Source organism: Aquimarina pacifica, assembly GCF_000520955.1.
GTDB classification, from domain to species: Bacteria; Bacteroidota; Bacteroidia; order Flavobacteriales; family Flavobacteriaceae; genus Aquimarina; species Aquimarina pacifica.
Map to the genome: position 1 here is coordinate 1 of NZ_JACC01000127.1, position 491 is coordinate 491.

At 40.7% G+C, this 491-nt stretch carries 1 protein-coding gene; it reads left to right on the plus strand.

Annotation, left to right across the window (positions count from 1 at the left end):
• Positions 1 to 491 (plus strand): DUF11 domain-containing protein (locus DZ60_RS23835; RefSeq protein WP_034230549.1); only part of this gene is annotated, 491 nt, incomplete at both ends.

Here is a 491-nt window from a genome sequence, read left to right on the forward strand (position 1 = left end):
AGTGATCAGTTTGATCCAGACAGTGATCCAACGACAGATGAGACGGTTGATGAAGATAATGTAGATGGCGACAATGATCCATCAACAGGCGGCGATGATGATGATGAAGATACGGAGACAGTTGTTCCGGCACAGGCAGATTTAGAGCTTGCCAAGGGAGTTCAAAATGCAGGGACAGTGTTACCTCTCAATGTAGGAGATGTAATTACCTTTGAGATTACACTTACCAATAATGGAGCAGACGATGCGACAGGTATATCGATAGAAGATATTGTTCCATCCGGATATACAGGTATTACCAATATTAGTAATGGAGGTATCTTAACAGGTAATACAATTAGTTGGAGTGGATTATCCTTAACTGCAGCGTCAGGAAGTCTTACCTTAACATATGATGTAGAAGTATTAGCTCCAACGGGAGTAGCAAACGAATATTTGAATACAACAGAAATTACAGCGAGTGATCAATTTGATCCAGATAGTATGCCAGA